The organism is Streptacidiphilus anmyonensis (genome assembly GCF_000787855.1).
Classification (GTDB): Bacteria; Actinomycetota; Actinomycetes; order Streptomycetales; family Streptomycetaceae; genus Streptacidiphilus; species Streptacidiphilus anmyonensis.
In genome coordinates this window covers 1-12,590 of record NZ_BBPQ01000009.1, presented here as the reverse complement: position 1 = coordinate 12,590, position 12,590 = coordinate 1, and the positions used below count along the sequence as shown (strand labels likewise).

General features: G+C 73.9%; 13 protein-coding genes and 1 pseudogene. 9 read left to right on the top strand and 5 right to left on the bottom strand.

Going from position 1 to position 12,590, the window contains the following annotated elements; genetic code table 11:
• The first annotated feature begins 11 nt into the window (after positions 1–11).
• Positions 12–983, top strand: a complete 972-nt coding sequence (ligD, locus tag TR50_RS11700) for a non-homologous end-joining DNA ligase (protein ID WP_042419012.1) — start codon at positions 12–14, stop codon at positions 981–983.
• A gap of 29 nt (positions 984–1,012) precedes the next feature.
• Here ligD and TR50_RS11695 read toward each other — a convergent pair whose 3' ends face one another.
• Positions 1,013–1,696: a response regulator gene (locus tag TR50_RS11695; protein WP_042419010.1), complete on the bottom strand. Its 684-nt coding sequence runs from the start codon at positions 1,694–1,696 to the stop codon at positions 1,013–1,015.
• A gap of 121 nt (positions 1,697–1,817) precedes the next feature.
• On the bottom strand, positions 1,818–3,128 hold the full coding sequence (locus TR50_RS11690; protein ID WP_052440926.1) for a sensor histidine kinase: 1,311 nt from the start codon (positions 3,126–3,128) through the stop codon (positions 1,818–1,820).
• A gap of 133 nt (positions 3,129–3,261) precedes the next feature.
• On the opposite strand from TR50_RS11690, the gene TR50_RS11685 reads away from it, so the two are divergent.
• From TR50_RS11685 to TR50_RS44080, 7 genes and pseudogenes are all read left to right on the top strand, one after another.
• Positions 3,262–4,182 (top strand): ABC transporter ATP-binding protein, encoded by a 921-nt coding sequence (locus TR50_RS11685; protein ID WP_042419411.1) that lies wholly within the window; start codon positions 3,262–3,264, stop codon positions 4,180–4,182.
• The gene (locus tag TR50_RS11680) at positions 4,179–5,051 is read left to right on the top strand and encodes an ABC transporter permease subunit (RefSeq protein WP_042419007.1); all 873 of its coding nucleotides are present in this window, start codon (positions 4,179–4,181) and stop codon (positions 5,049–5,051) included. The genes TR50_RS11685 and TR50_RS11680 overlap by 4 nt, the downstream gene beginning before the upstream one ends.
• A 51-nt stretch (positions 5,052–5,102) precedes the next feature.
• On the top strand, positions 5,103–5,696 hold the full coding sequence (locus TR50_RS11675; protein ID WP_042419004.1) for a PadR family transcriptional regulator: 594 nt from the start codon (positions 5,103–5,105) through the stop codon (positions 5,694–5,696).
• Positions 5,693–6,220: a DUF1990 domain-containing protein gene (locus TR50_RS11670; protein WP_042419001.1), complete on the top strand. Its 528-nt coding sequence runs from the start codon at positions 5,693–5,695 to the stop codon at positions 6,218–6,220. The genes TR50_RS11675 and TR50_RS11670 overlap by 4 nt, the downstream gene beginning before the upstream one ends.
• Positions 6,221–6,279: 59 nt before the next feature.
• On the top strand, positions 6,280–7,131 hold the full coding sequence (locus TR50_RS11665; protein ID WP_042418999.1) for a class I SAM-dependent methyltransferase: 852 nt from the start codon (positions 6,280–6,282) through the stop codon (positions 7,129–7,131).
• An 86-nt stretch (positions 7,132–7,217) separates the two neighbouring features.
• Positions 7,218–8,174 carry an ROK family protein gene (locus TR50_RS11660; protein ID WP_174514827.1) on the top strand — a complete coding sequence of 319 codons (957 nt, stop codon included), beginning with the start codon at positions 7,218–7,220 and terminating at the stop codon, positions 8,172–8,174.
• A 305-nt stretch (positions 8,175–8,479) separates the two neighbouring features.
• Positions 8,480–8,947, top strand: a pseudogene (locus TR50_RS44080) (methylated-DNA--[protein]-cysteine S-methyltransferase); the annotation flags it as partial.
• Here TR50_RS44080 and TR50_RS11655 read toward each other — a convergent pair.
• Positions 8,880–10,370: a DHA2 family efflux MFS transporter permease subunit gene (locus TR50_RS11655; RefSeq protein ID WP_042418989.1), complete on the bottom strand. Its 1,491-nt coding sequence runs from the start codon at positions 10,368–10,370 to the stop codon at positions 8,880–8,882. The pseudogene TR50_RS44080 and the gene TR50_RS11655 overlap by 68 nt on opposite strands.
• 114 nt (positions 10,371–10,484) lie before the next feature.
• Between TR50_RS11655 and TR50_RS11650 the strand changes: the two genes are divergently transcribed.
• Complete coding sequence (locus tag TR50_RS11650) at positions 10,485–10,955, top strand: MarR family winged helix-turn-helix transcriptional regulator (RefSeq protein WP_042418986.1); 471 nt, start codon at positions 10,485–10,487, stop codon at positions 10,953–10,955.
• Here the strand turns inward: TR50_RS11650 and TR50_RS11645 are convergent.
• Both TR50_RS11645 and TR50_RS11640 read right to left on the bottom strand, forming a co-directional pair.
• A complete protein-coding gene (locus TR50_RS11645; RefSeq protein WP_052440925.1) occupies positions 10,930–11,484 on the bottom strand; it encodes a DUF1697 domain-containing protein in 555 nt (184 codons plus the stop codon). The genes TR50_RS11650 and TR50_RS11645 overlap by 26 nt on opposite strands.
• 48 nt (positions 11,485–11,532) lie before the next feature.
• A complete protein-coding gene (locus TR50_RS11640; protein WP_042418983.1) occupies positions 11,533–12,528 on the bottom strand; it encodes an aldo/keto reductase in 996 nt (331 codons plus the stop codon).
• Positions 12,529–12,590 lie beyond the last annotated feature (62 nt).

Sequence of the window (12,590 nt, the reverse complement as noted above, 5' to 3'; positions counted from 1 at the left end):
GGCGGTCCGTCATGTCCCGTGCCCGCGCCCCGATCGCGCTCCCCGTCTACGCGCCGATGCTGGCGACGACCGCGCCGCTGCCGCGCGACGAGGCGCACTGGGCGGCGGAGGTGAAGTGGGACGGCATGCGCGTGCTCGTCTACGTCCCCGGCGACGGCAGCGTCCACGTCCGGTCCCGCACCGGCGGCGAGGCCACTGAGCGCTTTCCCGAACTCGAAGCGGTGGCAGAGGCGTTGGGCGATCGTGCCGCGGTCCTGGACGGCGAGGTGGTGGCGCTCGGCCTGAACGGGTCGCCGAGCTTCGGCGCGCTCCAGGAGCGGATGAGCCTGCGCCGCCCGTCGCAGATCCAGGCCGCGCGGCACCAGACCCCCGTGACGCTGATGGTCTTCGACCTGCTCAACCTCGACGGTCACGACCTCACCCGGCTCCCGTACACCGCCCGCCGCGCCCGACTGGTCGAGCTCCCGCTCGACCAGGAGCACGGTCCCGTCCGGACTCCGCCCGCCTGGCTCGGGGATCTCCGCTCGGCGGTGGAGTGGACGGAGGCCTACGGCATCGAGGGCATCGTCGCCAAACGGCTCGACTCCCTCTACGAGCCGGGCCGCCGCTCACGCGCGTGGATCAAGCACAAGCACCGCCAGAGCATGGACGTCCGGCTGGGCGGGTGGCTGGCCGACGAACGGGGACGGCTGCGCAGCGTGCTGGCGGGGCTTCCGGAGCGGGACGGCCTGCGCTATCTCGGGGCCGTGGGCTCCGGCATCGGGGTGCACGAGGGGGAGGACCTGCTGGTGCTGCTCCAGCACCTGGAGACCGACGTCTCGCCGTTCCTCGGGACGCCGGCAGACCTGGGCAGGCCGGACTCCACCGTGCACTGGGCCTCGCCCGCGCTGGCGGCGGAGGTCGAGTACCAGGAGTTGACGGCGGGTGGGATCTTCCGGGCGCCCGTGTGGAAGGGACTGCGCGAGGTCACGCCGCAGGGTTAGCAGGTCGCGGGCGCGGCCGCGTGCGGCGGCTATCCCCGGGTGGAGACCAGGCCCGCTTCGTACGCCAGGATCACCAGCTGCACCCGGTCCCGCGCGTCCAGCTTCGTCAGCAGCCGGGCCACGTGCGACTTCGCCGTCGCCACGCTGATGACCAGTGTCTCCGCGATCTCGCTGTTGCTGAGGCCGCGGCCGACCAGGGTCAGGACCTCGACCTCCCGGTCCGTGATGCCTGCCAGCTTCCGCACCGGGGTGCCGGACGACCGGGAGTGGTCCGGGCGGCTGGCGAACTCCGCGATGAGGCGGCGGGTGACGCTCGGGGCGATGAGGGCGTCGCCCGCCGCGACGACGCGGATCGCGCTGAGGATCTCCTCCAGGGCCATGTCCTTGACCAGGAAACCCGAGGCGCCCGCGCGCAGCGCGCCGTAGACGTAGTCGTCGTCGTCGAAGGTGGTGAGCATCAGGACGCGGGGCGCGTCCGGCGACTCGACGATGCGGCGGGCGGCCTCGATGCCGTCCATGCCGGGCATGCGGATGTCCAGGACGGCGACGTCGGGCTTCACGCTGGCGGCGAGGGTGACCGCCTCGCCGCCGCTGCCGGCCTCGGCGACGACCTGAAGGTCGGGGTTGTCGTTGATCAGTACCCGCAGGCCCGAGCGGACCAGGGGCTGGTCGTCGGCGAGCAGGATCCGGATCTCGGCGGGGGCGTCGCTCATACCGTCCTCATTCGTCCGTCTTTTGCTGCTGCTGTGGCGTTGTCGCTGTCGCTGTCGCTGCCGTCGTCGCCGGGGTCGGCGACGGTGACGGCGACGGCGATCTTGATCATCTCAGCTCCGGTCATCCGGCGGCGGCCGTCGCCTCGGCGGGCGCGGGCGCTTCGGCGACCTCGGCCGACGTGGACGCCTCGGCCGGGCTGTTCTCCGCCTCCCTGCCGCCGCGCGGCAGCGGCAGGCGGGCGGTGACGCGGAAGCCGCCCTCCGGGCGCGGGCCCGCGCCGAACTCCCCGTGCAGCAGGCTGACCCGCTCGCGCATGCCGGTGATCCCGAACCCGGACCCGGCCCCGGACCCGTGGGTGGAATGCGGTCCGCCGAGCGGGCCGCCGACACGTCCGTCGTCCACGATCTCCAGCGCCAACTGCTCCGCGCCGTAGTCGATCGACACCCGGCAGGAACGCGCGCCGGAGTGGCGGACCACGTTGGTGACCGCCTCCTGCACGATGCGGAACGCCGACAGGTCTATGTCGCCCGGCAGCGGGCGGCGCTCGCCGTGCCAGGCGACGTCGACGCGGATGCCGGCCTCGGTCGTGGTCGCTGCGAGCTTGTCGACGTCGTCAAGACCGGGCGCGGGGGCGAGCGGAGCCAGCAGGCTGCCGGGCGCGGGGTCCGCCTGACGCAGCGCCACCAGCGTGCGGCGCAGCCCCGAGAGGGTCTCCCGGCTGGTCGCCTCGATGGCCTGGAGGGCGGCGCGGGCCTCCTCCGGCTGGCTGTCCAGGACCCGGCTGCCGACGCCCGCCTGGATGGCGATGATGCCGATGCTGTGCGCCACCATGTCGTGCAGTTCGCGCGCGATGCGCAGCCGCTCCTCGGTGATGGCCTGCTCGGTGGCCTGCGCCCGGCTCGCGGCGGCGAAGATGCGCCGGGTGCGGATCGACCCGCCGATCAGTTGCGCCAGCGCCAGGATCAGCAGCATCGGCAGCACGTTGTAGGTCCGGACGAAGGGCAGGCCCTCCGCGACGCGGCCGAGTTCGTAACCGACCAGCGTCGTGTACGCCATGACCGCCGCCGGTGTGCTCACCTTCCGGGGCTGGGTGGCGCAGATGTAGCAGAGGGCCAACTGCGCGGGCAGCGTCTGCTGCAGGGCGACCACCTCGACGGGGTAGACCGCCCTCGTGCTGGTGTACAGGATCAGCGCGAGCAGCACCCCCATGCTCGTGCGCGGGAAGCGCCGCAGCAGCAGGGAGCCGAGGGAGATCCACAGAGCCACCGTCAGCGGTCCCTGGTGCACCACGCCGTCGCGGGTGCTCATCGGATCGGGGGCCAGGTCCACCACGAAGAGGATGACCAGCAGCGTCACCATGCTCTGAGCGAGGCCCGTCCACACGCCGGAGGGCACGCGGGAGAGCAGCGGAGGACGAGGCGCGGCGGTCATGCGTCGAGCGTATCCGCGGGTCCACGGCCCGGCATCGACCTGCGGGATTAGTCCTGCGGGCTACCCCGCCCGCCCCGCGTTGCCATCGCCGGTCCGATGCGGATGACGCCGTCCGCCCGGCACCGTGGACGGCATGATCGAAGTCCATGAGCTGACCAAGCGCTACGGGGACAAGAACGCCGTCGACCGACTGAGCTTCACCGTCCGTCCTGGGCAGGTGACCGGCTTCCTCGGGCCCAACGGGGCCGGCAAGACCACGACCCTGCGGCTGATCCTCGGCCTGGACGCGCCCACCTCCGGCGGCGCGACGGTGAACGGGGTGCGCTTCGCCGACCACCCGCGCGGCCTGCGCCATGTCGGCGCGCTGCTCGACGCCCACCACGTGCACCCGGGCCGCAGCGCCGAGGCCCACCTGCGGGCGCTGGCCCGCAGCAACGGCATCCCGGCCCGCCGGGTCGGCGAGGTGCTGGAGGAGGTCGGCCTGACGGACGCCGCGCGACGCCGCGTCGGCGGCTTCTCGCTCGGCATGAAGCAGCGCCTCGGCATCGCCACCGCCCTGCTCGGCGACCCGCCGGTGCTGATGTTCGACGAGCCGATCAACGGCATGGACCCCGAGGGCGTGCTGTGGGTGCGGCGGCTCTTCCGCCGCCTCGCGGGGGAGGGGCGCACGGTCTTCCTCTCCAGCCATCTGATGACGGAGATGGAGAACACCGCCGACGAACTCGTCGTCATCGGCCGGGGACAACTCGTCGCCGCCGAGCCGGTACGGGAGTTCGCGGCGCGCTCGACGCGGCACAGCGTGCTGGTGCGCACGCCGCAGGCGGCCGAGCTGACCGCTGTGCTGGTCGCGGCGGGGGCCGAGGTCGCACCGGAGGGCCACGCGGGCGCCGAGGGCCTGCGGGTCGTCGGCCTGCCGGCCGAACGGATCGGCGCGCTGGCCTTCGACAACCGCGTGATGTTGCACGAACTGGCGACCCGCTCAGCCTCGTTGGAGGAGGCCTTCATGGAACTGACCGCCGACCGCGTCGAGTACCTGGCAGGGCAGAGCCGATGAGCACCGTCACCTCATCCGGGCGGGTCGGGGCCGCGTCGGCTCTCCCCGGCGACGACGCAGCCGACGTCCGCCCGCGCTTCCTGGACCTGGTCGGCGCGGAGTGGATCAAGTTCCGGTCGCTGCGTTCGACGTGGTGGACCCTGGTGGTCGCGATCCTCGTGCCCTGGGGCGCGGCGGCCGCCGCGGCGACGGCCGACTACGACAACTGGCCGAGCTACGGCCCGCTGGAGAAGGCGGCCCCGCACCTCTTCGCCGTCCACGACTCCTGGCCGTTGGAGGGTTACGTCGTCATCATGCTGGCGGCCGGGGCGCTCGGCGCGCTGGCCATGGCCGGGGAGTACGGCAGCGGGCTGATCCGCACGACCACCGTCGCGGTTCCGGCGCGGGGTTCGGTGGTGCTGGCGAAGGCCGTGGTGCAGGCGGGGGTGTGGACGGTCGTCGGCTGGGTGTGCGCGCTCGGCTCCTACGCGATCGCCCAGGGCATCCTCAGCGGACGCCACGCGACGATCGCGCTCGACTACTCGGGTGTGCCGCGCGCGCTGGTCGCGGCGGCGATGGTGGCGCCGGTCTGCGCGCTGGTCGGCCTCGGCATCGGCGCGCTGGTCCGGCACGCGGGCGGGACGATCGGCATCCTGGCCTTCGTGGTGCTGCTGCTGCCGCAGTTCTTCTCGCAGACCAAGCAGTGGTCCGCCGACATCCGGCACCTTTTCCCGGTCTCGGCGTTCGGCCGCCTCACCGAGGTCTGGACGGCGCCGAAGCAGCCCGGCTTCTACCCGGCGACCATCACCGGCTCCTGGCTGGACTACCTGGTCTGGCCACTGGTCGCGGTCGTGCTCGCGGTGTGGATCGTCCGCCGCCGCGACGTCTGAGGCTCCCGGGCTCGCCCGAGCCCCGTGGCGACATGCCCCTAGGATCGGGGCATGTCGCTGCCCCACGCCATCCTCACCGCCCTGCTGGAGAAGCCGTCCTCCGGGCTGGAGCTGACGCGGCGGTTCGACAAGTCCATCGGCTTCTTCTGGGCCGCGACGCACCAGCAGATCTACCGTGAGCTCGGCAAGCTGGAGCAGGCCGGGCTGATCCGGGCCATCCCCGGGCCGCCGGCCCAGGGGCGGCGCAAGGAGTACGAGGTGCTGCCGGAGGGTCGCGCCGAGCTCGCGGCGTGGGTCTCGCGCAGCGACCCGCCGCGCCAGCTCCGCGACCCGCTGGCGCTGCGCCTGCGCGCCGCCGCGGTCGTCGGGCTCGGGGACGTGGGCGCGGAGGTGCGTCGCCACCTGGACCTGCACACCGCGCAGCTCGACGCCTACCGCGCGATGGAGACCCGTCAGTTCCCGCCGGGCAAGCGGGAGACGGCGGAGGCGCGGCTGCAACACCTGGTCCTGGAGGCGGGCATCGAGATGGAGCGCTTCTGGACGCAGTGGCTGCGGCGCGTGGACGCGGCGGTGTCGGAGCTCGCGGTGTCCGAGCAGGCGGTGACGGAGCCGGCGGAGGACGGAAGCGCGGGCGGCGAGGAATGACGGGCGGGTTCACCTACTCCGAGGTCGGCGCGACCCTCGACGAGACCGTCGGCCCCCTCGGCGGCGGCCTGCCGCCCGGCTACTCCCAGCTGCGCCACCGCGTCCGGATCGGCCACGGCGAGGCGGCGTTCCGCGCGGCCGCCGACGCGCTCGCCACGTTCCGGATGCACCGCCGCCTCCCCGTCGGCGTCACCGCCTCCGCGCCGCGCGCCGAGACGGGCGCGGAGGTGACGGTCACGCTGGCCGGTGTGGTGCGCGCGCCCTGCCGGATCGTGTGGGTCGTCGACGAGCCGGACCGCTACGGCTGGGCCTACGGCACCCTCACCGGCCACCCGGAGTGCGGGGAGGAGGCGTTCCTGCTCACCCGGGACGGAGGCGGCGACGTCCGGCTCGACGTCGTCGCGTTCAGCCGCCCCGGCGGCCGGGCGACGCGGGCGCTCGGCCGGCTGGTCCCGATCGCGCAGCGCCTCTACGCCCGCCGTTGCGGCATGGTCCTGCGCGGGATCGCGCGCTCGGCACGCTGAACCGGCGGGACGCTGTGGCAGGCTGAGCACGTCGGCCGCACCACAGGGACGGAGCAGCGATGGCACACGGCGAGCACGGCCACGGCGAGCACGGCCACGGGCATGGGCACGGCGCCCACGGTCACACGCACGGCGAGGACGAGGAGTTGTCGTTCGCCGCGCCCCGGCCCGGGGACGCGAAGCGCATCGAGCTCGTCTGGCCGTTCGTGCGGGAGCAGCTCGCGGGGCTGGGGCCCGGTTCGGTGCTGGAGATCGGCTGCGGGGTGCTCGGCGGCTTCGTGCCGCTGCTGCGCGCCGAGGGCCACCGGGCGGTGGGCGTGGACCCCGAGGCGCCCGAGGAGCCGGGCTTCGTCCGCAGCCGCTACGAGGACCACAAGCCCGACGCCGACGAGCTGCCCTACGACGCCGTGGTCGCGTGCCTGTCCCTGCACCACGTCGACGACCTGGACGCGCTGCTCGCCTCCGTCGCCGCCCAGGTGCGGCCCGGCGGGCTGCTGGTGCTGCGCGAGTGGGCGCGGGAGGAGTTCGACGAGGCGACCGCGCGCTGGTGCTTCGACCGTCTCCCGGAGGAGACAGCCGAGAGCGGCGAAGGAACCGAGGCGGCGGACGGGGACGAGGCGGCGCAGACCCCGGCGTGGTGGCTGGCCGGTCATCGGGAGGGCTGGCAGGAGTCCGGCGGCAGTTGGGAGGAGTACTTCCAGGGCTGGGCGGAGGGGCACGGCCTGCTCAGCGGCGCGGCCGTGCTGGACGCGCTGGAGCGCTCCGCCTTCGAGACGGTGCTGCTGGAGCGGGACCCGTACTTCCACACGGCGCTGGCGGACGTCACGGCGGACGAGGAGCGCGCCGCGATCGACGCCGGCCTGATCCGGGCCAACGGCCTGCGCTACGTGGGCCGCCGCCGAGCCGAGTGACCCGCCCGACCCGCGCGGGGGTCGCGCGCGCCGAGGCTGCGCGCCCGTTGGACAGCGCCCCCGCCGGGGCAGCAGACTCGCTGGTCATGAGCGCATCCGGAGACGCAGCCATGATCGCGGCGATCGACGTCGGCGGCACCAAGATCGCAGGCGGCCTGGTCGCCCCGGACGGCACGCTGCACCACCGCGTGGAGCACCCGACCCGGGCGCGGGCCGCCGATCCCGCGGAGGTGTTCCTCACCGTCGCCGAGGTCGTCGCCGAGCTCGCCGAGGATCCGCGCTGGGCGCGGGTCGACCGCGTCGGCGTGGGCAGCGCGGGGCCGGTGGACATCGTCAAGGGCACGGTCAGCCCGGTCAACATCTCCGCCTGGCGCGGCTTCCCGCTCGTCGGTGAGATCCGCGCGCTGCCGCAGGTGGCCGGCGCGCCGGTGGCGCTCGGCGGGGACGCGGTGGCGATGACCGCGGCCGAGCACTGGCGCGGCGCGGCGCGCGGCTTCGCCAACGCGCTCTGCCTGGTGGTCTCCACAGGCGTCGGCGCCGGTCTGGTGCTGGACGGCCGCGTCTACCCCGGACCCACCGGCAACGCCGGGCACCTCGGTCACATCACCGTGGACCTGGACGGCGAGCCGTGCCCGTGCGGGTCACGCGGCTGCCTGGAACGGGTCGCCAGCGGCACCGCCATCGCGACCTGGGCGCTGCGCGAGGGCTGGCGTCCGACCGGTGACGCGGTGACCGGCCCCGCTCCGGACGCGGCGGCCGTCGCCGCGTCCGCGCGGGAGGGCGACCCGATCGCGCTCGCGGCCTTCGACCGGGCGGCCCGTGCGCTCGCGGCGGGCATCGCGGCGACGGCGACGCTGGTCGAGCTGGACGTCGCCGTCCTCGGCGGCGGCGTGCTGCGCGCGGGCGAGTTGCTGCTGGCGCCGCTCCGCCGCCACCTGGAGTCCTACGCGACCCTGCCGTTCACCCGCCACCTCACCGTGCGGGCGGCGGAGCTCGGCACGGACGCCGGGCTCATCGGAGCGGCGGCCCTGGCCCTCGACTGAGGTCCCTTCGCCGGGGCGGCCCGCGCCTGAAGAGACCTCGCCGGAGCGGCCCGCGCCTGAAAAGCCCTCGGCTGAAGGCCCGTCCGGCGAGGGCCGCCGGTATCCACGCGGTTGGGGCGACCCCACGATCAACCTTGGGTCGTGGGTTTCGGCGCACCCGATCGTTCCCGTGGGCTGGGCCGGGCCCCAGGGCGCCCACGGCGCCCAGGGCGCCCGCGGCCGCTCACGGCGTGCGGCGCGCACCGGATCCGACCGGTTCGCGATCGCAGCCGGGCCTGTCAGTGGCGACGGTTAGAGTCGAGCGTATGGAGACGAAGTTCCACTGGGTCGACGTGCCCACACCGCTGCCCACCGGGCCTGTGCGGGTGGCCGTGACGGGGCACGGCGTCATAGGCGCCACCTTCGGGCCAGGGGACATGCTGCACGCGACGCGGGGCGATGTCGTCGGGGAGCCCGCGCCGCAGGGGGACGAGCGGGCGGCGCGGGTCGCGGCCCACGTGGGGGAGTACTTCGCGGGCCGTCGGCGCGCGTTCGAGCTGCCGCTCGACTGGCGCTGGACGGACGGGGTCCAGCGGCAGGTGTTGCAGACGCTCGAGCGCACTGTGGCCTACGGGCACACCATCACGTACGGGCAGCTCGCCGCGCGCAGCGGCGCGTTCGAGGAGGAGGCGGAGCAGCATCTGGCCGCCCGCGCGGTCGGCCAGATCATGGGGTCGAACCCGCTCTTCCTGCTGGTGCCCTGTCATCGCGTGGTCGCCTCGGACGGCCTGGGCGGCTTCGGGGGAGGCGAGGCCGGGATGTCGGTGAAGCGCTGGCTGCTGACGCTGGAGGGCCACCTGCCGCCGACGTTGGACTGGGACGGCCCGGACGTCCCAGTCTGAAGCCGTAGCCCGCGCACAGCAGGGCGATCACGCCGAGCGTGAGGAAGGCCAGCCGGTAGGCCCCGGCGGGCGGGGAGCCGGTACGGTCCGACGCCGTGCCCAGCACGACGGCCGCGGTGACGACGGCGGGCGCGAGGGCGGTGGAGGTCTGCCGCATGACCGTGCTGAGCGTGGCCGCGTGGGCCGCGTCCGCCCGGTCGAGGGTGGTGAGGGAGGCCGCCGTGAGCGGCAGGTAGACCGCGCCCATGGACAGGCCGAGCAGGAACATGACGAGGCGGAGGGTCCAGAGCCCGGTGTCCGCGCCGGTTCCGGTGGCGCACAGTTCGACGGCGGCCACGCCGAGCAGGCCCGCGCCGACCAGCGGGCCGGGGCCGACGCGGTGGTAGACGCGGCCGACGACCTGGACGGTCAGCAGGATGCCGACGGCCTCGGTGCAGGTGGCCGTGCCGGAGTCGAGCGCGCTGCGCCCTTGCAACTGCTGGACGACGAGGGGGACGAGGAACATCGCGCCGAGGAAGGGCACCAGCCCGAGCGCGTTGAGCACGCTCGCCCGGCGGAACATCCGGTCCTCGAACAGCCGGACCCGCAGGGCCGGTTGGCGCGCCCGCCACTGGTGGCGCACGGCCGCGGTCAGCAGTGCCGCGCCGCCGAGCAAGGCGGCGACGACGGGCGGCGTGCCCCAGCCGAGGTCGGGGCCGGCGCACACGCCGAACATCAGTGCGCCCACTCCGGCCCCGCTGAGCAGCAGGCCGGTCAGGTCGAGGCGCCGGGCCCTGGCCGCCTCCGGGCGGTGTTCGTGGAGGAAGACGACTCCGAAGGCGACGGCGGCGACGCCGAGCGGCAGATTGACCAGGAAGACCCAGCGCCAGCCGAGCGTGTCGACGAGCACGCCGCCGAGCACCGGCGCCAGGGCGGGGGCCAACTGCTGGGGGATGATCAGGACGCGGGCGAGGCGCACCTGTTCGCGCTGGTCGAAGGTGCGGAAGAGCAGACCCTGGCTGACGGGTGTGAGCAGACCCGCGGCCGTTCCCTGGAGGGCGCGGAAGGCGACGAGCTGCGGCAGGTCCCGGGACAGGCCGCACAGCGCGGAGGCGAGGGTGAACAGGGTCAGGCCGAGCAGCAGCATCCGTCGGCCCCCGAACCGCTCCAGCAGCCACGCGGAGGCGGGGACCATGATGCCCAGGCAGACGGGATAGACCACGACCACGCTGTCGAGGGAGGTGGGGGAGAGGTGGAAGTGGCGGCCCAGGGAGGGGAGGGCCACGGTCGTGATGACACCGTCGACAATGACGAGGAACACCGAAGCGAGATACATGACGGGTACGGCGACCCTCTGGTCGCGCAAGGCAGTCACAGATACTGAGCTTACTCACTATGTGAGTACTCACCAATACGGTTTTCCGCCGGACGACGAGGACGGGCGCCACGAATGGGCAAGCAGCGACGGCATGGCAGCAGTGACGTCCTGGTGGACGAACTCTTCGACACCACCACGGAGTTGCGCGCCTACGTGGAGGGCAGGCTGCGCCCGCTCGGTGCGTCGGTGGCGCGGCTGCGCGCGCTGCGGATCCTGGCGCGCGAGGGCGTGCCGCTGCGCATGCGCGACCTGAGCGACATGCTCGGCGTCGCCCCCCGCACGACGACCGCGATCGTGGACGGACTGGAACGCGACGGGCTGGTGCGGCGCGTGCGCCACCCCGAGGACCGGCGCGCCTTCCTGCTCACCCTGACCGAGGCGGGCTTCAGCCACCACACCGAGGCGGAGGCGGAGGACGCGCGGGCGCTGGCCGTCGCCACGGGCACGCTGACGGCGCCCGAGCGCGAGCAACTGCGGGCGCTGCTCGCCAAGATGCGCGCGGCGGTCAGCCAGGAGGTCAATCCTTCCGGGCCGCAGCGATGATCTTCTCGACGGTGTGGTGGAACCGGCCCGTGCCCTGCACGCCGAAGGCCTTCTCCAGCAGCGGCACGGGGTTCGCCGGTCCCTTGCCGTCGACGACCCGGTAGTGCAGGTAGGCGGTGGTGCCGTGCACGCCCACCACCTCCCAGTCGCCGCGCTTCCCCGCCTGCGGCAGCACGTCCTCGGCGAGGCGGCCCGTGGTGAACAGCAGGCTGAACCGCTCGTGCGCCTCGGGCTTCGTGGCGCCGAACGGCGCGGCCGCGTACGCCTCCTCGACCTCGGCCAGGGTGTAGAGCGCGGTGGGGACGTCGAAGCCGAAGGTCGCGGCCAGACGCTGCTCGATCTCGGCGCGCAGCTTCTCCCGGTCCGTGCGGTGCGAGCGGAAGAAGACGTTGCCGCTGGCGATGTACGTCCGCACCGGCCCAAGGCCGAGCCCGTCGAGCTCGGCCCGGAGCCGGGCCATCTCCACCTTCCGTCCGCCGACGTTGACCGCGCGCAGGAAGGCGACGTACGGGATCTGTTCAGCGCTCATGCGCCGATCGTAGGCCGCGGACCGCGGTCGCGAGGCCCTCTCGCGCGTCTACCAGGCGTAGTCCTCGGGGGCGGGCTTGTGGCCGGGGAAGATCCGGTCGATCTCGGCCAGCGTGTCCTCGTCGAGGATCAGGTCGACCGCGGCGAGCGCCGTGTCCAGCTGCTCCGCCGTGCGCGGGCCGATGATCGGCGCGGTGACGGCGGGCGGGTGCAGCAGCCAGGCGAGCGCGACCGTGCCCGGCTCGGTGCCGAGCTTGTCGCACAGCTCCTCCCACCGCTGCAGGCGTGCGACCTGGTCGGGATCCAGGTTCCTCAGCCGCTCGCCGCCGCGCCCGACGCCCTCGTTCGTCGCCTCCTTGCGCAGCACGCCGCCGAGCAGCCCGCCCTGGAGCGGGGACCACGCGATCACGCCGAGCCCGTGGTGCTGCGCGGCGGGCAGCACCTCCAGCTCGACCGTCCGCTGCATCAGGTTGTAGTACGACTGCTCGGCCACCAGGCCGAGGCTGTTGCGCCGGGCGGCCGCGCCCTGGGCGGTGGCGATGTGCCAGCCGGCGAAGTTGCTGCTGCCGACGTAGAGGATCTTGCCCTGCTGGACCAGGACCTCCATCGCCTGCCAGATCTCGTCCCAGGGCGCGGCCCGGTCGACGTGGTGCATCTGGTAGAGGTCGATGTGGTCGGTGCCGAGCCGCTTGAGGCTCGCGTCGCAGGCGCGGCGGATGTTCAGCGCGGAGAGCCGCCCGTCGTTGGGCCAGCTGCCGTCCGTCCCGGGCGTCGGCATCGCCCCGTAGACCTTGGTGGCCAGCACTGTCCGTTCGCGGCGGCCGCCGCCCTGGGCGAACCAGCTGCCGATGATCTCCTCGGTGCGCCCCTTGCCCGCCTGCTGCCCGTAGACGTTCGCGGTGTCGAAGAAGTTGACGCCGCGCTCCAGGGCGGTGTCCATGATCGCGTGGGCCGGCGCCTCCTCGGTGCGCGGGCCGAAGTTCATCGTGCCGAGGCAGAGTCTGGAGACCGAGAGGCCGGTGCGGCCGAGTGAGGTGTAGTCCATGCGGTTACCCTCGCCCGGCCGCACGATCCTGTCGAGGGCGCCTCGCCTCGCCTCGCCTCGCC

Bases quoted from the DNA above. Each gene is read 5' to 3' on its own strand.
- ligD (WP_042419012.1), top strand. From the start codon at position 12: ATGTCCCGTGCCCGCGCCCCGATCGCGCTCCCCGTCTACGCGCCGATG.
- TR50_RS11695 (WP_042419010.1), bottom strand. From the start codon at position 1,696: ATGAGCGACGCCCCCGCCGAGATCCGGATCCTGCTCGCCGACGACCAG.
- TR50_RS11690 (WP_052440926.1), bottom strand. From the start codon at position 3,128: ATGACCGCCGCGCCTCGTCCTCCGCTGCTCTCCCGCGTGCCCTCCGGC.
- TR50_RS11685 (WP_042419411.1), top strand. From the start codon at position 3,262: ATGATCGAAGTCCATGAGCTGACCAAGCGCTACGGGGACAAGAACGCC.
- TR50_RS11680 (WP_042419007.1), top strand. From the start codon at position 4,179: ATGAGCACCGTCACCTCATCCGGGCGGGTCGGGGCCGCGTCGGCTCTC.
- TR50_RS11675 (WP_042419004.1), top strand. From the start codon at position 5,103: ATGTCGCTGCCCCACGCCATCCTCACCGCCCTGCTGGAGAAGCCGTCC.
- TR50_RS11670 (WP_042419001.1), top strand. From the start codon at position 5,693: ATGACGGGCGGGTTCACCTACTCCGAGGTCGGCGCGACCCTCGACGAG.
- TR50_RS11665 (WP_042418999.1), top strand. From the start codon at position 6,280: ATGGCACACGGCGAGCACGGCCACGGCGAGCACGGCCACGGGCATGGG.
- TR50_RS11660 (WP_174514827.1), top strand. From the start codon at position 7,218: ATGAGCGCATCCGGAGACGCAGCCATGATCGCGGCGATCGACGTCGGC.
- TR50_RS11655 (WP_042418989.1), bottom strand. From the start codon at position 10,370: ATGTATCTCGCTTCGGTGTTCCTCGTCATTGTCGACGGTGTCATCACG.
- TR50_RS11650 (WP_042418986.1), top strand. From the start codon at position 10,485: ATGGGCAAGCAGCGACGGCATGGCAGCAGTGACGTCCTGGTGGACGAA.
- TR50_RS11645 (WP_052440925.1), bottom strand. From the start codon at position 11,484: ATGAGCGCTGAACAGATCCCGTACGTCGCCTTCCTGCGCGCGGTCAAC.
- TR50_RS11640 (WP_042418983.1), bottom strand. From the start codon at position 12,528: ATGGACTACACCTCACTCGGCCGCACCGGCCTCTCGGTCTCCAGACTC.